At 43.0% G+C, this 22,156-nt stretch carries 22 protein-coding genes, 1 pseudogene and 1 riboswitch; of the genes and pseudogenes, 16 read left to right on the forward strand and 7 right to left on the reverse strand.

The genetic code is table 11. The annotated features are described in order from the left end of the window. From Q6A92_RS15720 to Q6A92_RS15770, 11 genes are all read left to right on the forward strand, one after another. Nucleotides 1–238: transketolase-like TK C-terminal-containing protein (locus Q6A92_RS15720; protein WP_443029741.1), on the forward strand; the 238-nt coding region annotated here is incomplete at its 5' end. Between the two features lie 1,046 nt (nucleotides 239–1,284). Continuing rightward, nucleotides 1,285–1,752 carry a GAF domain-containing protein gene (locus tag Q6A92_RS15725; RefSeq protein WP_274397856.1) on the forward strand — a complete coding sequence of 156 codons (468 nt, stop codon included), beginning with the start codon at nucleotides 1,285–1,287 and terminating at the stop codon, nucleotides 1,750–1,752. A 44-nt stretch (nucleotides 1,753–1,796) separates the two neighbouring features. Further along, on the forward strand, nucleotides 1,797–2,972 hold the full coding sequence (locus Q6A92_RS15730) for an aminotransferase class I/II-fold pyridoxal phosphate-dependent enzyme (protein WP_274397855.1): 1,176 nt from the start codon (nucleotides 1,797–1,799) through the stop codon (nucleotides 2,970–2,972). 34 nt (nucleotides 2,973–3,006) lie between these two features. Continuing rightward, nucleotides 3,007–3,777, forward strand: a complete 771-nt coding sequence (locus Q6A92_RS15735; RefSeq protein WP_274397854.1) for an SDR family NAD(P)-dependent oxidoreductase — start codon at nucleotides 3,007–3,009, stop codon at nucleotides 3,775–3,777. Nucleotides 3,778–3,843: 66 nt separating this feature from the next. Next, the gene (locus Q6A92_RS15740; RefSeq protein WP_332238661.1) at nucleotides 3,844–4,959 is read left to right on the forward strand and encodes an iron-containing alcohol dehydrogenase family protein; all 1,116 of its coding nucleotides are present in this window, start codon (nucleotides 3,844–3,846) and stop codon (nucleotides 4,957–4,959) included. A 49-nt stretch (nucleotides 4,960–5,008) separates the two neighbouring features. After that, a riboswitch (SAM riboswitch) is annotated at nucleotides 5,009–5,115 on the forward strand. 114 nt (nucleotides 5,116–5,229) lie between these two features. Continuing rightward, the gene (locus Q6A92_RS15745) at nucleotides 5,230–6,273 is read left to right on the forward strand and encodes a methionine ABC transporter ATP-binding protein (protein ID WP_274397852.1); all 1,044 of its coding nucleotides are present in this window, start codon (nucleotides 5,230–5,232) and stop codon (nucleotides 6,271–6,273) included. Next, on the forward strand, nucleotides 6,266–6,946 hold the full coding sequence (locus tag Q6A92_RS15750; RefSeq protein WP_274397851.1) for a methionine ABC transporter permease: 681 nt from the start codon (nucleotides 6,266–6,268) through the stop codon (nucleotides 6,944–6,946). The genes Q6A92_RS15745 and Q6A92_RS15750 overlap by 8 nt, the downstream gene beginning before the upstream one ends. Nucleotides 6,947–6,959: 13 nt before the next feature. Further along, nucleotides 6,960–7,802 carry a MetQ/NlpA family ABC transporter substrate-binding protein gene (locus Q6A92_RS15755; protein ID WP_332238662.1) on the forward strand — a complete coding sequence of 281 codons (843 nt, stop codon included), beginning with the start codon at nucleotides 6,960–6,962 and terminating at the stop codon, nucleotides 7,800–7,802. An 86-nt stretch (nucleotides 7,803–7,888) separates the two neighbouring features. Then, complete coding sequence (locus Q6A92_RS15760; RefSeq protein WP_332238663.1) at nucleotides 7,889–9,082, forward strand: M20 metallopeptidase family protein; 1,194 nt, start codon at nucleotides 7,889–7,891, stop codon at nucleotides 9,080–9,082. Nucleotides 9,083–9,270: 188 nt separating this feature from the next. Continuing rightward, nucleotides 9,271–9,756, forward strand: a complete 486-nt coding sequence (locus Q6A92_RS15765) for an S-ribosylhomocysteine lyase (RefSeq protein ID WP_274397848.1) — start codon at nucleotides 9,271–9,273, stop codon at nucleotides 9,754–9,756. A gap of 344 nt (nucleotides 9,757–10,100) precedes the next feature. Continuing rightward, on the forward strand, nucleotides 10,101–10,502 hold the full coding sequence (locus tag Q6A92_RS15770; protein WP_332238664.1) for a DoxX family protein: 402 nt from the start codon (nucleotides 10,101–10,103) through the stop codon (nucleotides 10,500–10,502). Nucleotides 10,503–10,854: 352 nt separating this feature from the next. On the opposite strand, the gene rpiB is transcribed toward Q6A92_RS15770, so the two are convergent. From rpiB to Q6A92_RS15785, 3 genes are all read right to left on the reverse strand, one after another. Then, nucleotides 10,855–11,340 (reverse strand): ribose 5-phosphate isomerase B, encoded by a 486-nt coding sequence (rpiB, locus tag Q6A92_RS15775; protein WP_274397846.1) that lies wholly within the window; start codon nucleotides 11,338–11,340, stop codon nucleotides 10,855–10,857. A gap of 3 nt (nucleotides 11,341–11,343) precedes the next feature. Next, nucleotides 11,344–12,003, reverse strand: a complete 660-nt coding sequence (locus Q6A92_RS15780) for a ribulose-phosphate 3-epimerase (RefSeq protein ID WP_332238674.1) — start codon at nucleotides 12,001–12,003, stop codon at nucleotides 11,344–11,346. 161 nt (nucleotides 12,004–12,164) lie between these two features. Then, a complete protein-coding gene (locus Q6A92_RS15785) occupies nucleotides 12,165–13,190 on the reverse strand; it encodes a LacI family DNA-binding transcriptional regulator (protein ID WP_274397845.1) in 1,026 nt (341 codons plus the stop codon). 443 nt (nucleotides 13,191–13,633) lie between these two features. Between Q6A92_RS15785 and Q6A92_RS15790 the strand changes: the two genes are divergently transcribed. Together Q6A92_RS15790 and Q6A92_RS15795 are read left to right on the forward strand one after the other, a co-directional pair. Beyond that, nucleotides 13,634–15,493 carry a beta-glucoside-specific PTS transporter subunit IIABC gene (locus tag Q6A92_RS15790; protein WP_332238665.1) on the forward strand — a complete coding sequence of 620 codons (1,860 nt, stop codon included), beginning with the start codon at nucleotides 13,634–13,636 and terminating at the stop codon, nucleotides 15,491–15,493. Nucleotides 15,494–15,547: 54 nt separating this feature from the next. Then, the gene (locus tag Q6A92_RS15795; RefSeq protein ID WP_332238666.1) at nucleotides 15,548–16,915 is read left to right on the forward strand and encodes a glycoside hydrolase family 1 protein; all 1,368 of its coding nucleotides are present in this window, start codon (nucleotides 15,548–15,550) and stop codon (nucleotides 16,913–16,915) included. A gap of 790 nt (nucleotides 16,916–17,705) precedes the next feature. On the opposite strand, the gene Q6A92_RS15800 is transcribed toward Q6A92_RS15795, so the two are convergent. Both Q6A92_RS15800 and Q6A92_RS15805 read right to left on the reverse strand, forming a co-directional pair. After that, a complete protein-coding gene (locus Q6A92_RS15800) occupies nucleotides 17,706–18,179 on the reverse strand; it encodes an IS3 family transposase (RefSeq protein WP_332238667.1) in 474 nt (157 codons plus the stop codon). A gap of 134 nt (nucleotides 18,180–18,313) precedes the next feature. After that, a complete protein-coding gene (locus Q6A92_RS15805; protein WP_332238668.1) occupies nucleotides 18,314–18,715 on the reverse strand; it encodes a hypothetical protein in 402 nt (133 codons plus the stop codon). A gap of 369 nt (nucleotides 18,716–19,084) precedes the next feature. On the opposite strand from Q6A92_RS15805, the pseudogene Q6A92_RS20345 reads away from it, so the two are divergent. The 3 genes and pseudogenes from Q6A92_RS20345 to Q6A92_RS15820 all read left to right on the forward strand — a co-directional run bounded on the left by Q6A92_RS20345 (nucleotide 19,085) and on the right by Q6A92_RS15820 (nucleotide 20,551). After that, nucleotides 19,085–19,844: pseudogene (locus Q6A92_RS20345) on the forward strand (DUF1672 family protein). 17 nt (nucleotides 19,845–19,861) lie between these two features. Next, nucleotides 19,862–20,143: a hypothetical protein gene (locus tag Q6A92_RS15815; protein ID WP_332238670.1), complete on the forward strand. Its 282-nt coding sequence runs from the start codon at nucleotides 19,862–19,864 to the stop codon at nucleotides 20,141–20,143. 12 nt (nucleotides 20,144–20,155) lie between these two features. Beyond that, nucleotides 20,156–20,551 (forward strand): hypothetical protein, encoded by a 396-nt coding sequence (locus tag Q6A92_RS15820; protein WP_332238671.1) that lies wholly within the window; start codon nucleotides 20,156–20,158, stop codon nucleotides 20,549–20,551. A 261-nt stretch (nucleotides 20,552–20,812) separates the two neighbouring features. On the opposite strand, the gene Q6A92_RS15825 is transcribed toward Q6A92_RS15820, so the two are convergent. Together Q6A92_RS15825 and Q6A92_RS15830 are read right to left on the reverse strand one after the other, a co-directional pair. Further along, a complete protein-coding gene (locus Q6A92_RS15825; RefSeq protein ID WP_332238672.1) occupies nucleotides 20,813–21,211 on the reverse strand; it encodes a hypothetical protein in 399 nt (132 codons plus the stop codon). Nucleotides 21,212–21,248: 37 nt separating this feature from the next. Continuing rightward, on the reverse strand, nucleotides 21,249–22,073 hold the full coding sequence (locus tag Q6A92_RS15830) for a deaminase (protein ID WP_332238673.1): 825 nt from the start codon (nucleotides 22,071–22,073) through the stop codon (nucleotides 21,249–21,251). Nucleotides 22,074–22,156: the final 83 nt, after the last annotated feature.

A 22,156-nucleotide genomic window follows, 5' to 3' on the forward strand; every position in this document is an offset into this window, starting at 1 on the left:
GGCGTACCGGGACCGGGTGCTGCCGCCGGACGTCCGGGCGCGGGTCGGCATCGAGATGGCGTCGCCGCTCGGCTGGCACGAGTTTGTCGGGACGGACGGGGCGCTGGTGACGATCGGCCGCTTCGGCGCGTCGGCGCCGGGCAGCCGTGTGACGGCGGAGTACGGCTTCACGCCGGAACATGTTGCGGAAACTTATCTGGCATTAGGCAAGCGGCCGTCGACTAAAGGACTGAATTGAGAAAAAAGCGGCCGGAGACCGGAACTCCTAAACTGGTCTGCCTGCTCTCTGATTCTGGCGCGGCGACCAACCGGCCGATAGAACAGTGAATTTGGTCGGAAGGGTGCCCAAATCGGCCGATAGAGCCGCAAATCTGGCCGGAAGAGGGCCTAAATCGGCCGATAGAATCGCGAATCTGGCCGGAAGGGAGCCTGAATCGGCCGATAGAAGAGTGGATTTGGCCGGAAGAGGGCTTGAATCGGCCGGTAGAACGGTGAATTTGGCCGGAAGGGGGTCTGAATCGGCCGATAGAGCCGCAAATTTGGCCGGAAGGGAGCCTGAACCGGCCGATAGAACGGTGGATTTGGCCGGAAGGGAGCCCAAATCGGCCGATAGAGCCGCAAATCTGGCCGGAAGGGAGCCCGATAGAGCCGCAAATTTGGCCGGAAGGGAGCCTGAATTGGCCGATAGAACGGTGAATCTGGCCGGAAGAGGGCCTGAATTGGCTGATAAAACACTGAATCCGCGTGAGCGGGAGAATATCTGGCCGGGATAAGACCGTTCGTATTTTTGGAAACTTAATGGGCCGGAAGGATGATTCCTTTGCTGGGGGAATCATCTTTTTTAGTGCCTAGCAACATGTTTTAAAGGCCGATTGTCGCAAAATGTATACATATTATCTACTAATCTCAGTTGACATATTGGAATTATATATATAGAATTTAGATTAATTTATTAGAAAAGAAGGAACAGAATTAAAAACACTCAACCGTTTATTTGCAGTAAAATAGGCTTGTCTATACATATAAGAAAGTAAAAGTGCGTTTTTTACTAAAGACTGCGTGAGGCAGTGCCGATTTTTAATTTATCGAAAAAGTGAACGGTGAGCGAGTTTTTGATCATTTGAGAATTCGATTCCAAGGCTGCCTGAAGAACTCCTGCTTTATTTCCGTATGCACGAGATAAAGTTGTGGATACAGCGATTGCAGCAATCACTGAAAAAGATGGCGGATGTTATTTTTCACAATTGTAGAATCAGTAACAAAAACGGGATGGCAGGAATGGACATGGGGAAAAAAGAAATATATGTTGACTTGATTAAGTACATTCAGGCTTTGTTTTACCACGAATTTGACCTAGTCGCTAACATGAGCAATATGGTGTCTCTTATTTATGAAAAGGTGCCTAACTTAAATGGCACAACGTTTTATCGCTGGAAGAATGATGAATTAATATTGGGCCCGTTTCAGGGAAGGGTGGCCTGCATGCACATTCCTCTCAAAAAAGGCGTTTGCGGCAAGGTTGCATTTACGAAGAAAACGGAAATTGTTGCGGATGTTCATAAATTTTCCGGGCATATTGCCTGTGATTCACGCTCAAACTCAGAAATTGTCGTACCTGTGTTTTGGCCTGGCCATCATCGCTTTTTTGGCGTTTTGGATTTGGACAGTCCGTTATTTAATAATTTTGATTCAACGGATGCGGTTTACTTGGAACAGCTGGCACCGTTGGTATTCGGTATAAGTAAGAATTAGAGCCCCGTTCGTTTTGTATGGAAGAAAAGAAGGAGGAAGTACTATTGGTTTATTTTCAGCCTTCTGAACGTGTAAAGCAACTTCCTGTTAACTTTTTCGATCAGTTGGACAACAAATTAGCCGAATCGGAGGATGCAGGCAAGCCGTTTATCAATCTTTCGAAGGGAAATCCGGATCTTCCGACTCCCTCCCACATTGTTGAATCATTGAAGACAGCAGTTGACAAACCGGAAAATCAAGCCTATCCTCCCTTTCTTGGAAAGGAAAACGTTCGATTGGCGATTGCCGATTTCTATAAAAAAGAGTACGGGGTGACGCTGGATCCGTTAAACGAGGTCGCCGTCTTCCATGGGGCTCATATCGGCATCACGGGAATTCCCCAGGTTCTGCTGAATCCCGGAGACTATATGCTCATTACGGATCCTTGCTACCCCATCTATTATTCTTCAGCCATTCTATCGCAAGCCAGGACTTACTCAATGCCGCTGACCGAGTCGAATCAATTTCTCCCGGATTACAGCCGCATTTCTGCTGACGTTTTAAAAAAGGTGCGATTGCTGCTGCTGAATTATCCAAATAATCCGACCGGAGCACTGGCCACAGAAGCATTCTATCAGGAAACCATTGAGTTTGCAAAAGCGCACAATATTCCCGTGCTCAATGATTTTGCTTATGCTTCGCTTGGTTTTGATCACAATAAACCGCTGAGCCTGTTGCAGACTAAGGATGCCAAGAGCGTCGGTGTCGAAGTCTATACAATGTCGAAGACTTATGATATGGCAGGCTGGCGATTTGGATTTGCTGTGGGCAATGCTTCAATTATTCAGGCCCTGAACCATTTTCATATGCACGCTTACAGCACAGTATTCGGTGCGGTTCAGGATGCTGCAGCCTGTGCGTTGCAGTCGTCTCAAAAATGCGCAGCCGACATTGTTGCCGTCTATCAGCGCAGGCGTCATGTATTGATCGACGGCCTGCGGCGTATCGGCTGGAATGTTGTGCCGCCATCGGGTACATTCTTTGCCTGGTTAAAGGTACCCGATGGCTATGATAGCCAGTCCCTTTCTGACCTGCTGTTTGACCGGGCCCATATTGTTGTTGCCCCCGGGATAGGCTTTGGGAAGAACGGCCGCCGTTTTGTCAGAATCAGTCTGGTGAGCAGTGAAGAAGTCTTAGCAGAGGCAGTTGATAGAATCGAAGAGCTCCACTTATTTGAGTGATAGCCCTTCTAAGTCAGGAGATTGAAATTGACAAATGATAACAATTGATTTGACAGGCAAAAATGTTCTTATCACAGGCGGAAATTCCGGAATCGGAAAGGGAATCGCCGATTTATTTCTTGAAGCGGGTGCTGGGGTGGCCATTGCTGATATAGCATTTGAGAGGAAATATACGAGGATATCGGAACGGCTTATTCATCTCAAACTGGATGTAACGGATAGAACAAGCGTTAGTGAAGCGGTAAGGACAGCGGCTGAATCCTTGGGACCGATCACTATTCTGGTAAACAGCGCGGGTATTTCGACAATGGACTATGCCGTTGATATCAAAGAAGAAGATTGGGACCGAGTGATGGCTGTCAATGCCAAGGGAACTTATCTTGTTTCGCAGGCAGTTGCCCATCAAATGATTGACGGTAAAATTGAAGGCAGGATCATTAACATTGCGTCGCAGGCGGGGAAAAATGGATACCGCTGTATGGGCAATTATTGTTCTTCAAAACACGCCGTTCTTGGATTTACTAAGGTCATGGCGATAGAATTGGCCGCCAAACGCATTCTGGTTAATGCGATCTGTCCCGGCATCGTTGAAACGGGCATGAAGCACCGCGAACGCATCGACGGAGCAAAATTGAGGAAAATGACACCGGAACAAATTTATGAGGAGGACTGTTCACAAGTACCGCTCGGCCGGACGGCTAACCCATCCGATGTCGCCAATGTCGCACTTTTTTTGGCCAGTCCGTTGTCTTCCTACATGACGGGCCAGGCGATCAATGTAACGGGAGGAATGACGATGAATTAATTAACTGGCCGCCGTTCTTTGATTGCGTGTTCTTAACATTTTGCACAGTAAAGGAGTTCCTTGTTTATGTCTTTTCACTTGGTTTCCAGGATTGCACCGCAACAATATATATCGGAAAAGGGTGCATACGATTATCTGGCGGGAATTCTTAAGAAACTTTCTGTCAGGCGTGTTCTTTTTCTGCACGGTATAAAATCACTACATAAAGCCGCTCCCTATCTTCCCGATCTGGCCCAGGCCGGGATTGAAACTTTTGGCATGAGCTTTGGGGGCGAATGTTCTCCGCAAGAAATCGACAGGGTGATTCAGGCCATAAAAACCCACGATGCTGATCTGATCATCGGGCTGGGCGGGGGAAAGGTTATGGATACGGCAAAAGCCTCGGCGTATAAAGCAGGCAGGCTTCCGCTCGTTCTGATGCCGACCATGGCAAGTAACTGTGCGGCGTGGTCCGCACTTAGTGTGTTTTATAAAGATAACGGCGAATCGATCGGATTTCAGACTTTTCCCAATCAGTCGGCCCTTGTTCTTGTAGAGCCCCGAGTGATTCTCGATTCTCCGATTGAGTATTTTATTGCCGGCATCGCCGATACGCTGGCTAAGTGGTATGAGTCGAACGGTTTATTGGCAAAGGTTGATCAGAATCATCTTGCTATTCTGTATGCTCGTGAATCTGCTAAACTATGCCACGATATACCGCTCGAATATGCCGTTCAGGCCGTAGATGACATGAGGCAGGGAATTTTATCCAATGCCTGGAATACCGTGATGGAAACGAATATCATGGCCAGCGGTCTGGTCGGCGGTTTTGCAGACCAATATGGAAGTGCTACAGCGGCGCATTCTGTACATGATGCACTGACTTTTTTCCCTGAGACAAAGCCTATCCTGCATGGCGTCAAAGTCGCATACGGCATCATGGTTCAGCTGGCCCTTGAGGGAAAATGGGATGAAATTCGGCGCCTTCAGCCATTTTATCAAAAATTGAATCTGCCGATGAATCTGACCGATCTGCATCTTGGCACACGCCCTGAAAGCGACATTCGCCAGCTCGCTGCACGGGCAGTGAGCCCGGACAAAACGATCCATTTATTGCCGTATGAAGTGACTGCGGAGTCCGTCTTTTCTGCGATCAATCAGCTGGAAACGTTATCCGCACACAGGAAAGAGGGCAAAGCATAAGGGTTTCGTTAAAAAATTCACAGTAAATGCCGAAAACGAAATGAATGATTTCTTATCCAGAGTGGCGGAGGGACTGGCCCTGTGAAGCCCGACAACCAGCAAGTTTACTGTATGGTGTCAATTCCATGAACACGTAATGTGTCCAAAAGATAAGAAGAAGCAGGACAAGTCTTCTTTATCTTTAGACTTGTCCTTTTTATATCATTTCATGATGTCAGAAAGGCATAAAATGCCCTGCTCCGCAGCCATGAGAAGAAGGGGATGAATACAATGTCGGAAATAATACGTACGGAGAATATGGCCAAAGTCTTTACGGACGGTAAAAAGGCACACACGGTATTAAGAGATGTCAATCTCTCGATAGAAAAAGGAGATATTTTTGGAATCATCGGGTACAGCGGGGCCGGGAAATCAACTCTTGTCAGGTGTTTCAATGGTATCGAAAAACCGACAAGGGGAAATGTATTTTTTGAGGACAGAAGCATCGTTGGGTTAAAAGCGAGTGAACTAAGAACGATTAGAAGAAAAATCGGCATGATCTTTCAGCAGTTCAATCTGATGCCGTCAAGAACTGTTTTCGATAATATAGCCCTCCCTTTGAAACACAGCGGCCTGACAAAGAAAGAGACGAGTAAGAGAATTAAAGAATTGCTGCAGCTTGTCTCATTGCCGGATAAAGAGGATTCCTATCCGGCTCAGCTGTCCGGCGGCCAAAAGCAGCGCGTCGCGATCGCCCGAGCGCTGGTTAATCAACCTAAAGTCCTTCTGTGCGACGAAGCAACCAGTGCATTAGATCCGAAAACAACAAAATCAATCCTTTATTTATTGAAGAAATTAAATGAAGAACTGGGATTGACTATCGTTGTCATTACTCATGAAATGTCGGTGGTTAGAGAAATATGCCATAAGGTCGCCGTTCTTGATAAGGGAAAGATATTGGAAGAAGGAGATGTATACACTGTCTTTTCGAACCCGCAGGAAAAGCTGACTCAGTCGTTTATTGAGACGACCTCGACTCTGGGAAACGTGAAGGAGTTAATTAAAGCGAATTCCCCCGTTGTAAAATTGCAGCCGGGACAGTTGCTGCTTAAAATCAGTTATTCTGCAGACAGTGTTTCTGAACCCTTAATTTCATATATTTCAAGGCAGTATAACGTTGATGCGGATATTATTGCCGGAGATGTCCAGATCCTGAGCGATCATCCATTGGGAGGATTGATCATCATCTTAAGCGGTCAAAAAACGGATATCGATCATGCTACTCACTATCTGGAGAAAAAGCATGTAGCGATTGAGGTGCTTAATCATGGATAAAATCGTGCAATTTCTATTGCCTAATGTATCTCAGGTGCTTGATGAATTTTATCTCTCGATCGTGCAAACGCTGCAGATGATTCTCCTATCGGGAGGAATATCCTTTGTGCTCAGTCTGTTCATAGGTATTGTTCTCGTATCCACAAAAAAAGACGGAATTTTGGAGAATACGTTTGTTTTTAACGTTTTTGATAAGCTGATTAATCTTTTTCGTTCCATTCCGTTTATTATTTTGATTGCTGCTTTAATACCGGTTACTCGATTGATTTCCGGGACCGCCGTTGGCGTGCAGGGCACTATTTTTCCGCTGATTGTCGGTATCACTCCCTTTTTCTCAAGGCAGATTGAATCGGCCTTAAGCGAAGTGGATGAGGGGCTGATTGAATCAGGTATAGCTATGGGATTATCGCCAGTTCAAATCATTTTTTCGATCTATTTAAAAGAAGGAATTTCGTCTATTGCCAGAGTAACGACGATTACAATCATTAGTCTGGTTGGATTAACGGCAATTGTCGGTGTTGTCGGAGGAGGCGGTATCGGTGATTTTGCCATTCGCTACGGATATCAGCAAAATCAATTAGATGCAACGTATGTATCCATCATTGTCCTGCTTATTATTGTGAGCATCATTCAAATCATAGGCACACTGATTGCTAAAAAAACATCGCATTAGGGGGAAACTTATCATGAAAAAAATTGCAAAAATCAGCGGCATTCTTCTATCATTGGTTCTTTTACTGGGCCTTGCGGCGTGCAGCGGAACCGCTTCGGGCAGCAGCTCCAAAATAAAAGAGGTTAAAGTCGGCGTAGTCGGCGACAGCGATGACCCGATCTGGAAACAAGTCAATAAAAACTTGAAAAAGGAAAATATCGAAGTAAAATTGGTCAAGTTCAGCGACGGAATCATTGCCAATCAGTCTCTGGCCAGCAAAGAATTAGACTTAACGGCCTTTCAGCACTATGCTTTTCTCCATCAAGAAGAAAAAGAAAAAGGCTATAAATTTACGGTTATCGGACAGTCCTATCTTGTTCCGCTGAATGTGTATTCGGCCAAGATCAAAAGCATTAAACAGATCAAAGCAGGGGATAAGATTGCCATTCCGAACAACGTTACAAATGCAGGGAGGGCGCTGAAAGTTTTGGAGAGTGCCGGGCTGATCAAAGTAAACCCAAGCAAAGGCTATTTACCGGATGTTAAGGATATTACTGAAAATAAACTGCATCTGAAAATTGTACAAGTTGATCCGGCTAAGATTCCCAGCCTGCTTCCGGACTTTGCTGCAGGCATCACCAATAGTAATTTCGCCATTGATAACAAGATCGATCCTATAAAGGATTCAATCTATAGTATTAAGCCGAATCTCAATGATCCGAACAACAAACCATGGATCAATGTCATTGTTTCGCGCACTGAAGATAAGAACAACAGTACCTACAAGAAAGTCGTAGAAGCCTATCAGACTCAATCCGTTGCCCAGACGATCAAGAAAATCTATAACGGCGTCTATGTACCCGCATTTAAATACTGAAAATGATAGGCACCGGTGCAGCTTATTTCTAATTCATTCTATACCGCTCCTTACTGTTTCGATATATTTCTAAAGAGATGATGCTTATGGATAATCTGGATATAGAACGAGAAATTGAACAAGTAAAGGATGAATTAATCAGCTGGCGAAGATATCTCCATCAAAATCCTGAGCTATCTTTTAAGGAATATAACACGACGCGTTTTATTTGCAACCTGCTAGAATCTTTTCATTGTGGCTTTATCTTGGAGAAACCGACAAAAACGGGAGTTGTTGCCCGTTTAAAAGGGGATGATCCGGGGAAAACAGTGCTTTATCGAGCGGATATTGATGCCCTGCCGATTCATGAGAAAAATCGTCTAAGTTATACATCACAAAATGACGGTGTCATGCATGCCTGCGGTCACGATGGACACACAGCGATCCTGCTCGCCGTTGCCAAGATTCTCGGCCGACATCGGGAGAGTCTTAAGGGTGAGGTAAGATTTGTTTTTCAACCGGCTGAAGAAGTCGGCGGCGCAAGAAGTATTCTGAATACAGGCATCCTTAGCGGAGTGGATCAGGCGTTCGCGCTTCATCTGTGGTCTCCTCTTGAAACAGGGAAATACGGGATTGTCTACGGACCTGCCATGGCGGCGGGGGAAGCTTTTGATATTGAAATTGACGGAAAGGGAGGTCATGCCGGAAAAGTCAATGAAACGATTGATCCTGTCAATATAGCTGTATCCGTTATCAGCACAGTCAATCAATTCATAAACAGGTGTGTCGACCCGATTGCACCGAGGGCTCTTTCTGTCACCTATTTCCATGGGGGATCCAGTCATAATGTTATTCCGGACTTCGTGAAATTTGGAGGGACGATCCGTGCTCTGGACCGGGATACATTAGAAAAAATAAAAAGCGGACTGGTTGAGGTGCTGGACAATATCGATCACTTGTATCATTCAACCTATACGCTCCATTTTGAGACGGACGGGCTGCCGGATGGGGAACCGCCATCGCTTCCGGTGGTTAATGACAGAAAGGCCACTGCCCTGGTTGAACAGGCGATCGAAAAGTATCTTGGAAGCGACAAAATTGTTCATTTAAAGCCGACGCTAGCCGGTGAGGATTTTGCTTTCTATTCTCACTATGTACCGGCCGGTTTTATCTTTGTTGGTACAAAAAATGTCCGAAAAGGAACGGATTATCCGCATCACAGCCCGTTTTTTAACCTTGATGAAGACTCTTTGGCAGAAGGAGTTGCTCTATTTCTAAGCATCAGCAAAGAAATCGTTTGAATGTCTGAAGGGTTTTCTGCAGAGAGGCAGAAACTTCAGGAGATAAGCTTTCTGTTGTATAATGAAACTCGGCAGGACCTTTTAGTTGAAGATCAGGAAAACAGTGCATTGAGGGCCGGAAAAGCACGCCCCGATTTTTCATCGCACTTCGCAAACAAAAATATAAACGATGTGAGGAGATCTTAATCATGGCGAAAGTTGAGAGTTTTACCCTTGATCATACGAAAGTCAAAGCCCCTTATGTTCGATTAATTGCCACGCAGAACGGGCCCAAGGGCGATATCATCCAGAATTATGATTTGCGTTTGGTTCAGCCCAATGAAAATGCGATCCCGACAGCCGGACTGCACACGATCGAACACATGCTGGCCAGTCTGCTGCGGGACCGGCTTGACGGTGTCATCGACTGCTCACCGTTTGGCTGCCGGACCGGTTTTCATTTAATTCTATGGGGCGAACACGATCCGGTGAATGTTGCCAAAGCGCTGAAGGGTTCCCTGGAATTTATCGCCGGACCGGCGACATGGAATGATGTTCAGGGAACAACGATTGAAAGCTGCGGTAATTATCGCGACCATTCACTCTTTTCCGCGAAAGAATGGGCAAAGAAAATTGTGGCGGAAGGGATCAGCTCGGATCCTTTTGAACGGAAAGTCGTGACGGAATCCCTGTGATTTTGAAATTTGTCCAGTGCAGGGTGGGATTATGTTCAGATCCTGTCGATGACCGGATCGCTTCCGTGCGACCGGACGGGTGCTTTATCTCTTTCCGGAGGGCCTTGTCTTTCTCTTTCACCCGGACGGATTGAATCCGCTGTGAATGACCTTATAGCGGAGATGGATAAACGAATCCGAATGCTCATCGGTAATCTCCGTGTTGAGATCATCCAGCGGCACTGTTTCGGACCAAACGCATTCTCGGACAATCCGGGGATGCGTTTTTTGAGCAGATGATTTGAAAATTATTTTCTCTATGTTTATGATAAAAGGCGATATTATTTTTAGATGGAGTGATTCTTATGTTAAGTTTCGGATTATTGATTATTCGCCTGATTCTGGGCCTATCCTTTATCGGCCACGGTGCCCAGAAATTATTCGGCTGGTTCGGCGGTCCCGGGCTGAAACAAACGTCCGGATTTTTTCAGTCGATTGGCGTTAAGCCCGGCTTCCCGATGGCAGTGCTTTCCGGCTTAGCCGAACTCCTCGGCGGTGCACTACTGACCGTTGGATTGCTGACGCCGCTGGCCGGACTGCTCATCGCAGTTACGATGGTGGTTGCGGTCGTGACGGTCCACGGAAAGAACGGTTATTGGGCCACTAAAAACGGCTACGAATATAACCTGCTGATTATAGCAGCGGCCGTCGGACTCGCTTTGACCGGTGCCGGATCGTATTCCGTCGACGCACTCCTTTTCGGTTAACACCCTGTTCCCCGGCACATAAGGCCGGGGATTTTTTATCATTTGAAAAAAGCCATCGGGACGGTTTATCCGGTTATTAACCTGAAGGAAGAATTTAGAAAAAATAATCGGCTATGACAAGACGGCACACAGATTTTGAATAAACAGGCCTGAATGCTTTTTCTAAAATGCGCAGCCAGAACGGGCTGTCTCTGAGACAGATTTTTCATAGCGGTGATTCTAATGAGAAATGCAGAATCGACGAATATAAGACGCATATAAAATGAAATACGATGAAGATGAAACGGAAACAGTTCAAAAAAGGACTACCCGTGAAGGATAGCCCAATGACGCCTGTTTATATAAAATTGTGTTACTTTTCTCCTGCTTTAACATTCTTTTCGAAATCTATTGCATCATTATTTTCAATATCGCTTATTTCATCGATGCGGCGCTGATGGCGGCCGCCTTCAAACTTTGCATCTAACCACGATTTTACAATCATTTTTGCCAATTCGCTGCCCACAACTCGTGATCCGAAAGCCAAAATATTTGTGTTGTTATGCCGCCTGGACAACTCTGCGGAGTATGGATCGCTGCATGCGACGGCCCTGATGCCCTTAACTTTATTAGCAGAGATTGAAATACCGATTCCGGTGCCGCAAATTAAGATACCAAGATCATAATTTCCAGAGGCGACTTCTTCGGCAACTTTTTTCCCATAAATCGGATAATCTGTTCTTTTTTGATCATAAGCACCGAAATCATGGACGTCATAGCCCAGTTCTTTTAAATAATCAACAATGGCCGGTTTTAAAATATAGCCGACATGATCCGATCCAATCGCGATTTTAGTCATGGGTCATTGCTCCTTTTTGTGTAAGCTATTTAATATGGACTGATATGAATCCGGTTTATTAAATAGTGCTGAAGTACCAAGCACAAAGCCGTCAACACCGAGTCCATGTAAATATGTCATTTTATCAGGCGTAATTGCTCCATCAACAACAATTTGATAATGATATGAGTTTCTTAGTTCAATTAAACGGATGATCTTCTTATCGACATAATTTAAATATTTTTGACCGGAAAATCCGGGATTAACCGTCATGACCAAAACGTAGTCGGTTAGATCCAGTAGAGACTTAATAACTTCAATTGAAATATCAGGGTTTATTGCTATTCCGGCTTTAATATCAAGATTGTGTATTGAATCTATTGTCCGTGCGGGATGCTTATCACTGTCAGGATGAATATAAATAATATTGGCCCCTAATTCATGAAAATAATTGATGTAATTTGAAGGCTCTTGGATCATTAAGTGAGCATCCATTGTCTTTTTGGTAGCGCTTCTGATGACAGCATAATCTTCCGGACTAATGCCGAAATTCGGAACATAATGGCCGTCCATTATATCCATGTGAAATCCATCTGCTCCTGCAGCGTCCAGTTCTTTAACTTCTCTATTTAATGATGAAAAATCGGCACACATCATAGAAGGCAGGAGTATTTTTTTCATAATAATAGCCTCCCTTTGAGTAATTGTTTACCCATGCGAATAAATGATCATAATTGTATTGTCAGCCATAAGCAGATAAATCTAAAATTAAATTGAGAAAACGATTACCCTTTACGAAATATATTATAACTATGGCCGATCACAAATGTCAACACCTGGTTTAGTTAAATACCTGTTGTTGATCCTCTCTTAATTAATGTCACTGGAATTTCTTGTCTTACCGGAGTAATAGTGTCAGGGCTTTTAATGCTATTGATCAAAGTCTCACATGCCTTTTTAGCTATTTGTTTGTAGTCTTGTTTAATGGTGCTTAACCCGGGTGTAATGATACTTGCTTCCGGTATATTATCGAAACCAATAACCTTTAAATCAAGGGGAACATTTATTCCGAGTGTCTTTGCTTCTTTTAAGATTGTAATGCCTATGGAATCATTAATAGCAAATATCCCATTAATACTCTTGCTGAGAACACAATTATTTTGTAAAAAATTTCTTATATAAATAACTTCTTCTTCTTTGTTCATTTTAGGAATTTTGACGATGTTATTATCGCTTATGGGGATGCGCCGCTGTTTAAAAACGCTTACAAAGCCATTTAAACGAGCCTCTTGTGACGAAGACGTTAAGGCGTGCATCATGATAATTATTTTTGTTGCTCCGGCGTTAATGAGTTCTGTGGTAGCCAGCTTGGCGCCTTCCAAATGGTCGGATTCGATAAAAGCTGTATTATCAGTATCTTTAGGCTTTCTATCGATACAAACGAGAGGAATCTGTTTTGACATATTTTCGATCCCGAATTCTCTTAATCCCGAAATAACGATAAGGCCGTCGATCATTTTACTTTCCAGCATTCTTAAATAAGCCGTTTCTTTGTCTATATTTCTGGCCGTGTTGCAAATAATTGTCGAATATCCCTGCTCGAACATGATTCTTTCGATTTCCTGAACAATGCTGGAAAAGAAGAAATTACTAATATCCGGCACCATGATGCCGATCGTATTAGATTTTTTCATGCGTAAACTTTTAGCTATAACGTTGGTGCTGTAATTATTTTCTTCAATTATTTTGAGGATTTTCTTGCGTGTTTCTTCGGAAAATCTCCCGTTATTGTTAATCACACGAGACACTGTAGCGACTGAAACTCCGCTCAGCTTGGCAATTTCTTTAATTGAAATGTTTTTCTTATTCATAGCGCTCACCTAATCTATTTTAGACAGTATTTGTTAATATGATAATATAAGTCATAAATATGTACAAATATTTGTTTGTTAAAACTATCTGCTTCTTCTGAGATCCTGTTTTTTTAAGCATAGCGATGAGGAAATAATTTACAACTGTATGTAAATAGATGAAACCGCTTTACAACAAAAAAATCTTATGTTATATTAAGGCTGTGCCATGAGAAAACGATTACCCTATATATTATTTTTTTACCCTTTATGAGAAAACGTTTTCCTAGCTTGCGTCTGAAAACTTAATGATCCATAAGGAGAGGGGCAGCAGACTAATCAAGAAAACTTGCTCTATTGATGTGCATTTCTATACGGATTCTTATAAAATCGTACACCTCGTCTATCAAATGAATTTGTCAGCTTCTGTACAGAAATAATTTTTATAGAAAGAGATGATAAAAATGTCGGAAAGTTTGGGAAAGAAAATACTAGGTTTAGTCGGCGGTGAGAACAATATCAACACAATCACACATTGTGCGACACGCCTTAGAATGACCCTGAAAGACAACAACAAAGTTAAAAGGAACGTTTTGGAAAATACGTCCGGCATTCTAAGTATCGTTGAAAAAGGCGGTCAGTTTCAGGTTGTCATTGGCCCCAGTGTACCAAGTGTTTATGAAGATTTAATCGCGGAAACACACCTGGGCGAAGGGTCAGATAATACTTCCTATAAAAGCAACGGGAATATTTTAACTAAAGTTTTCGACACAATAGCAGGGATTTTCACACCTTTGCTTCCATTGCTTGCCGGTTCAGGTGTTCTGCGCGGTTTAGTCCTGTTATTTACACAAATTGGCTGGCTGTCAGATACGTCCGGAACCTATCACATTCTGACAGCGGCTTCGACTTCTGTTTTCTATTTTCTTCCGATTTTGCTTGCGTTTACAACGGCGAAAAAATTTGGTGCGAACTTATACGTTTCTGCAGCCATTATGGGCGCACTGATTATGCCTGAGTTTACAAACATTATGGGGTCTCACGGGAATGGTGTGATCACGCATTTCTTTGGTCTTCCAATTGTTACTATGACCTACACATCAACTGTCATTCCCGCGATTCTAGCTATCTGGTGTCAGTCATATCTTGAAAAGTTTCTTAAGAAACATATTTATGAGAACCTACAGCTTTTATTTGTTCCTTTAATCTCGCTGTTTCTTATGGTCCCTGTAACTGCAGGATTATTCGGCCCGTTTGGCGTCTATACGGGCGAAGGAATCGCTAATGTCATCAACTGGCTCATTCAATCGAACGGGTGGATTGCCGGTATGTTAATCGGCGGAATCTGGAATGTATTTGTAATCTTCGGTCTCCAATGGGCAGTCAATCCAATAATGATTACTGATATTAGCACACTCGGGTTTGATAAAATTGTTCCGTTAACAGCAGCAGCCAATTTCGGAATGGCCGGTGCGACGCTCGGTACTTTCCTTAAGACCAAAAATAAAAAGACGAAATCATATACAATGTCCGCTTTGCTGTCTATTTTCTTTGCGGGGATTACAGAACCGGCAATTTATGGAGTAGCCGTGAGATATAAACGGCCTTTGATCGGTGCCATCATTGGCGGTGCGGCAGGCGGTGCCTTTATAGGCGGTATGCAGACCAAGGCATTTGCCTTTGTCTTTGGGGGCTTAACGACATTACCCGCTTTTGTCGGATCCACGTTTGTTTACTATGTCATTGGTTTGGCCATTTGTTTTGTCGTGGGGGCTATTGCCACAATGATACTTGGCTTTGACGAAAATTCCGGCGAGAATGCCGATAAAAATGCGAAAATGGTAGAGAGTACCCCATTAGCTATTAAACAGCAATTCATTGAAGCGCCTGTTTCCGGAAAAATATCGAAACTATCGGCGAGTCCCGATCCTGCCTTTGCGGATGGAAGTATGGGCTCAGGATTCGTGATTAACCCTTCTGATGGAAATGTGTATGCACCCGTCAGCGGCGTTGTCAAGATGTTATTTCCGACGCGTCATGCGATTGGTATACAATCCGACAACGGCACCGAAATTATGATTCACATAGGAATTAATACAATGGAATTAAACGGAAAATATTTTGAGAGTCATGTGACACAAGGTGCCAGGGTTCAAAAAGGGCAGTTATTGATAACGTTTGATTTAGATTCAATTAAAAAAGCAGGATACGATATAAGTACCCCGGTGATTGTGACCAACACGCAAGATTATAAAGACGTCCAACTGCTTAAGACAGGTATCCAATCACATGGAACCACTGTCATGGAAGCATTAGTGGAATGAGTTGTCCTTTCGGAATACGTTTTCAGCAGGCATTATTGAAAGAAGGGACTATTTTTGGGAACAGCATTTAAAAGGAATTTTCTCTGGGGCAGTTCGACAAACGCACAGCAATTTGAAGGAGGGTGGGACAAAGGAGGAAAAGGATTATCAATTGCCGATGTTCGAAAAGTTTCCGGTATGTCCGCTAACTCCGATTTTCCCGGATTTAAAAGGGCATCCGATCACTATACACATTATCAGCAAGATATAGCTCTTTATGGTGAAATCGGATTTCAAATTTATCGATTTTCCATGGCATGGACACGTATTTTCCCGAATGGCGATGATCCGGAAGCGAGCAAAGAAGGATTGGCTTTCTATGATCGTATACTAAGCGAACTGGAAAAATATAAAATTCAACCGGTTGTTACGTTATATGCGTATGATCTCCCGCTTGCTTTATTAAAAAAATATAACGGATGGATGAATCGTGAATGCATCAAGGCCTATACGCGCTATGTTGAAACAGTTGTCCATTATTATAAAGGCAGAGTGAAGTACTGGATCCCTTTTAACGAACAGAACTTCTTGTCATTGGACTCAGAATATATGACGGGCTACAGAGCAAAAAGCAGGGAAGAGGTCTTTCGACTGGAGCATCATTTTAATTTAGCCTATGCCGCGGCAACAAAGATTGTCCATCAAGCGGATCCGGAAGCAAAAGCCGGAGGAAATATCGGTAATATTTGTGTATACCCTAAGACCTGCAATCCAAAAGATGTCGAGGCCTGCGACGAATTTATGAAACGAATCGGCTATGCGCCCGGGGATGTGTATTTCAGGGGAAAATATCCAGCCTATCTGCTGAAACAATATGAAGGCATTAATTTTGATCAAATCATACACGATGGCGATTTGGAACAGATTAAGTCCGTTGAACCTGATTTTATGTCTTTAACTTACTATATGTCTTCAGCGGTCGGTGCGGAAGATCTGATCGAAAAGGATTCCCAGCAGATGAACGGTATTAAAATAACAAATCCGTTTGTCAAACAAACGGAGTGGGGATGGAATATTGATCCGTATGGTTTTAAACATTACCTGGAAGATTTCTACCATCGTTATCAATTGCCCATTCTTATTTTAGAGAACGGACTGGGTCATCGTGACAAAATCGAGAACGATGCCGTCCACGATGATTATCGTATTCAATATTTAGCTGCCCATATTGAACGAATGAAGGAGGCTGAAGCAGACGGTGTGGATCTGATAGGCTATCTCACATGGTCGGCAACCGATCTTTATTCAACAAGAGAAGGGTTTGAGAAAAGATATGGTTTCGTCTATGTGGATAAGGCCACTTTAAAACGAACAAAGAAAGACAGTTTTTACTGGTATAAAAAGGTCATTGAGACCAATGGAGCCGACCTCAGCAACAAATAAGGAATATCGGCGGATTGAATGGATGATCAGGCGTTCAGGGGAATAATTGATTTCTCCAAGCGCTGACCAGAGAGGCAGAAACGTCAGGGATAAAGACATAAACATCATAAATATAAGAAGTACGCCTCAAAGGGGGCGTACTTCTTTAATAAAATGATTTGTTTTCATATTTTCTGATGAAGCTAAATTAACTAATGTAATGTCTTATATCGCGTTGTTTGTGTACATATGTTCTATCCGGATGCCATTAATTAGGAAGCTTTTTTAATGTAAATCGTTTTATCTTTTATTTTAGATGCGAATGCTGATACAATTGCTGAAGCAGTGGCTCTCGGACTTTTGCAATGAGCTGCAAGGTACCCTTCGGATACTGTGGGAGCAATAATAGTAAATAATACTGCCCATGTTGCGGAATGGCAGCTTTTTCTTCATACTGCATCTTTCTTTGATTTATGTTTAATGGAATGAAACATCTTGTCTTAAAAAAACGATAAACGGGGGAATGCTTGTGTATAAAAGATTTATAGAAGCTTATGACAATATCCATTGGCCGCTGCTATTTTTGATGATTTTCCTCGCAGTTGTCGTTATATTTAAACTTGATGTTAGGATCGCTCTGTTGTTATACATGCTAATTTCCTTAGTCGATTTTTTGTGCTGCTTTCCAAAAAAGAGAAGGACAAAAAAGGGATGGTGATTGACCTTTTAGCTATCCCTGTTTTACTATTTTTGGTAATATTGATGTGAATGGTTGTCTTTTTTGCAAAGTCTGTCGGAGTATGCTAATTAATTAAAAAATTAAACATTCAGAAAGAAAGCCGTCCTTCTGATCTGAACCCCAAAAGTTGGACATAGTTTTTGCTACTTGCTTGGTAGTCGAAATCCGGTAGTCAATCGGACTTAGGCCACCGAGCTTTTCTTTGATCCTGGATTTATTATAGTACTTAATCCATTCACGCATGGCCCTTTCCAGTTCTTCCTGAGTCTGATAATCATGAGCACTTACTGTCTCAGCCTTCATGATGTGAAAGAAACTTTCCATCTGGGCATTGTCTAAACAGGTGGCCTTACGGGACATACTCTGACAGACCCGATGCGATTTAAGTTCCTTACGCCAGGCATAACTCTGATATTGGAACCCTTGATCTGTATGGACATAGGTACGATAGTGATGCTCGGGAAGACCCTCCAGTGCCTCATGAAGAGGCTTGAGCGCAAAAGCTACAGTTGAAATGGTCACTGATCGCAAAGGATAGAATTTCATCGGAATAAAGATCCATCACAGGTTCCGGCCGATCGTGCTGAAAGCACCGGCGGCCTTGAAAGCGGGGATTACGTCCAGCACGCCGAAGACGCCTTCCGTGACCCGCTCTTCCGTGCTCAGCTTCCGCCCGGAGATCAGGCTCGTCCCGGTGGCCGCATCGGCCAGCTGCATCGCCCCGTAGGCGGCCCCGCGGCGATCCCGGCCGGCGGGCAAGCGATCGTCAGGATGACAACCGCCGCCCCGATACCGAGGTTCACCCAGAACTCTTTGTCCATCTGCTTGTCTTTGATCGACTGGTAGTCGAACCCGCCGCTGTACTGGATGCCCTCTTTGTATTGGTCGAAGGTCACGCTGTTGGCCTGTTTCCCGGCCGCGGCCCGGTAGGTTTCGTATTCCTTTTTCAGCGAGGCGGCCATCAGGCTGCTGCTGTTAAAGAGATCGTCGAACGTGATCGTCTGTTTGGTCACTGGCTCATAGGCGGCGACGGCCTCTCCCGTGAAGTAATCAATATGGATAAGCATACTTTTTTGATTCACTGCGTCTCACTCAATAAATGCTGACTGGAAATTTTTATATTATCCCGTTTGAATACAGTTAGTAAATCGATCGTTTTTTCTCCGAATTTAGTCTTGACCTTTAGAATATTGTTTTTCATCAATATCAAATCCGGCAGATCCCGATTGAACCTGTCATCAATTTTTCCCCTATTGTTTTAAAATCGTTTTCTTGCAATTTCTGAAATTCTCCGGAAATGTTCTAATATAAAAAAGCACCTGTCGCCTATAATAATAAATAGACAATCAAATGCTTTATGCGAGCTAAAAGCGGATACTATCAAAGGCGGTGGGCTGGCTCAGACCATGCTTTGGAAACTAAAAGTACAGGCGTGGTTCAGAAAAAATCGGATGCAGAACTGCTCCATTAAGGTATTCCAGTCTCTTTATTTTGTGATTTCACAGCATATATCTTTAAAAATTTATTTTTTTTTGAAAAAGTACAAAACAAAAGTGATTGTGCACAATTTGGTAGGCAATAAAGACAGTGCAACAGCTTTTGTGGAATCGGTTGGCGAGCCACATTTCTATACGTACTGTATTGTGCCCATTAACGTCGATGTGAAGGAAGTTGATAGTGGTCGGATATTTACACAGGAAAGTCAGGTTGAAGATGCAATTAGAGCTGGCATATACGCAATGATTTATGAATCGGAATTTAAAAATCTTTATCCATATTTTAGCGATATCGAAAAAAAATCCAATTATTGGTTTAAATAAGAATGCTGTTAATAATGTTTTAGGTGATGGGTACAGCACTCCTTTTTTTTCAGTGACTCTTACAAAAGATGGGTTTAACGCCGATCTATTGGCTCAATATATAAGAAATCCATCGAGGGATTCAAAAATGTGGAGCAGTGCGACAGAACATGTGACAGTTTATCCCAATAACGTATATATTGATATCCAACTTTATATGAAAGACTCTGACCAAAAACCCAATGAAAAAATATTTAAAACTATTGTGTCGGAATTAAAGGCAAAGGAAAACATACCTTACGGAAATTATCGAATAACTCTAAATGATAATAAAATTAATGAAAACTCTGCCGATAGCGATACGACTGATTCTTTAGAAACGGGAACAAAAAATGGATTTATAAAGCACTAAAGAGTGGGGGATTAGTGGTGCAAACCGACTTGTCAATAGAGAAAAGCAGTTTCAAAGATAGTGTAGAAAGTGATTACTCGCTTATTCAAATGGCAGGATATTTTTCATATCAAAAGAAAATTCATACATTTATTATTAATCATCGCGATTATGTGGTTATTGATTCAATTCACACGAAGTCATCGGGCCTAGATGCAATGATCGTAGAGAATATGCAGACTGGAGAGTTCACGATTGTTTACCAGGGAACCAGCGATGGTCAGGATGTGAAGACAGACATTGAATGGGTCGGAAATTAAGAGCCGCAACAGTTGAAAGATGCTGAGCGTTACTTTGAAAAAATGAATCAGCGCTATGGTGTCCATTCAGTATGCGGCAATTCGCTGGGCGGGGCGTTGGCTAATGTCGCTGGGATTCATTATGCTAGTGTGAAAATAGTCACACTCGATCCGGCGATTCTTCCTGCCGATATGTTTATACATAACAAATCTTATGCGAACATTACGAACTTTTTTACTGAATATGATATTTTGACACATGGGGAAGAAGCGGTAAATCTTCAACACCGGATTCCGGGAAAAACGATTCATTTAAATAGCGTTGTGTCTTCCAAATTTTCAAATATAATTAGTTCTTCGATGAAAGATACATTGATTAACGACCATATCGGCTATGATGGCGGCAAGGATGCAGCTCGACAATATTGATAGCTATCTTCGTTACTTTGCTCGGTCAGTGGTTGAGGCTGGTGATTTTACACAGGGATTGCAACGGTCATTCGTTATGTTTCTAGATAACAATCTGTCCCAATTATTGGTGAATACAACCGGAGGATTAGCTGATGCTGTGGCTGATGAATTGCATCGCTATCGACAACAGGTGAACGCGATATATAGTTGTCAATTCGCTTTAGAACAACCCTATAAAAAATTGTTTAAGTATCTGACACTCAGCAAATGAGCTTTATTTCATTCCTCAAAATCTATTAGTTCATAAATATCTTTCCACGTGCTGCTGTCTTTAATATCACCAGTATCTGCATATTCAATCAAATAATTTTTAGCTCTTTGTTCGTCAATATAGCAAGAACTGGGTAAAGGCATGGGTTCACCGCCAACTTGATGGTAAACAGTATTTAATTTAATTAATGGATTGTATGGAGCCATGTATTCAGGGTGTTTCATTATAAATACCCCTAATGTTTTGTCTTTGAAAAAAATAAGGCGTGAATCAGTCCGTTCAAAAAAAAGGGAGGAATCACCTCCACCTTTTGACCAATAAGAGGGATCTTTGTCAATAATATTTTTTAAAAATTCATGAGATGGATTGTTAACGAATTGACCATTCGGACCGTAATATATCAACATATATATACTCCTTATATTTTAGCGTTTTTAGCAAGCATCATTTAATTGCTTTAATAATTACTGGCTCGTTCCTGCCGCCACTATAAACAATTAATTCTTTAACACCAATATGTCTCAATATGATAGGTAGTTCGCCTAAACAAATACCACAAGTCGGTCTGTCCACATACATTGTAACTCTACTTGGCATTTTTCCCAATTTTTCATAAGCTTGTAATAAAGAATGTGCTTCAGCATGTGATAATGATTGCGTATAACCTAAATGTTTAGGTTTAACTGCCTTAGGAGGTGCCCATGAAATTTCTTTAAACCATTTTCTTCTCATTTGAATGGTCTTCATTTTAGATTCATAAGAGATTGATGAGTTTACACCGTAAAAAGTTTCGTCATTAATTTTTATACAGGCTACGGTATTTCCAGAATCTGACGAATATTTTCCATACCCCATTCTTTCTCTAAATCTCTCTATATCACTATATCGTTTATTTATTTCCATCTGATTATTGTTTTTCGTTATATCCCTTGAATCTACCTTAGAAGCTTTCTTTATTCCATCATTGGAAGCAATTTTCTGAAAGGTGTTTTTCACATTCTGGACGAAACTCTCTCCGCCGACCCCCGAAGCCCCGGCAAACTCCGGCTGCAGGCCGCTCGGGGAAATTCGGTCTCCCGCGTTGGCCGCGGCTTGTTTCACGCTGTTTAGCCCTGCATGCCCGGCCTGTTTCAGCTGAATCAGCCGCCTTCCGGATGCCCGGCTCATCGTTTTCGTCAGGTCGCCCAAGGTCGTCACACCTTTGGTGCCCATCCGGCCGATCGTGCTGAAAGCACCGGCGGCCTTGAAAGCGGGGATTACGTCCAGCACGCCGAAGCCTTCCGTGACCCGCTCTTCCGTGCTCAGCTTCCGCCCGGAGATCAGGCTCGTCCCGGTGGCCGCATCGGCCAGCT

The sequence above is a fragment of the Sporolactobacillus sp. KGMB 08714 genome (assembly GCF_036598985.1).
Taxonomy (GTDB): domain Bacteria; phylum Bacillota; class Bacilli; order Bacillales; family Sporolactobacillaceae; genus Sporolactobacillus.